This window comes from Bacillus sp. PPSBB_11, assembly GCF_038023285.1.
Taxonomy (GTDB): domain Bacteria; phylum Bacillota; class Bacilli; order Bacillales; family Bacillaceae; genus Bacillus; species Bacillus altitudinis.
In genome coordinates, this window is record NZ_CP150633.1 from 771614 (window position 1) to 772296 (window position 683).

At 42.2% G+C, this 683-nt stretch carries 1 protein-coding gene; it reads left to right on the plus strand.

Annotated features, from left to right (window positions below; genetic code table 11):
* Positions 1-159: 159 nt before the first annotated feature.
* Complete coding sequence (locus tag V7L95_RS03880) at positions 160-504, plus strand: YolD-like family protein (protein WP_340968074.1); 345 nt, start codon at positions 160-162, stop codon at positions 502-504.
* Positions 505-683: the final 179 nt, after the last annotated feature.

Consider the following 683-nt stretch of genomic DNA (forward strand, 5'->3'; position numbering starts at 1 on the left):
TCGCAACTGGCACGTAATCATGTAGCGAGAGTTTCTGTCGAACATTTAAACCGCATCATCAACACGTTTGAGATTGACGATATTTCCGATTTAATCGTTATTGAAAAAGATTGATAAGCGAACGCACATTCGGTTATAATTTAACTGGAGGTGTCGCCGATGTGGGACGAACGAAAGGATCAGAACCGCTGGCAAATGAAGTTCATATTGCCGGAACATAACGAGGCTTTGCGTCAATTACACCTCGCGAAGCAGAAGATAGAACGGCCAGTATTAAGCGAAGAACAATTCGCCGAATTTGAGTTCGTTATTTCTTCGGCGGTGAGCGAAGACTTGCCGCTGGATTTTGAGTTATATGATGACGGCTTTGTTCGGGAAGTAAATGGTCGCGTTGTATACGTGGATCATCTACGGAAGGAATTTCGTGTGAAGGATAATCGAGGCGATACTAATTTCGTTAAGTTTGCGGATATACTGAACGTAAAAAACGCCCCATCCGGTTAGGGACGGGGCTTTTCGTTCAAAAGGTTAACGTTCTATTAAAACGGACTAATGATCTATTGGAAGGGTCGTCGCCCTTACTTAATTGTACTTGTAATTCGATATCTTTTATGTTGTCGTAATCAACGTCGTCTAAGGACCAGTATGAAACTGATTTAAAAGTAGCGTCTTTAGTGTCAGAT

Coding starts and splice junctions, on each gene's coding strand:
- V7L95_RS03880 (WP_340968074.1), top strand. CDS start 160: ATGTGGGACGAACGAAAGGATCAGAACCGCTGGCAAATGAAGTTCATA.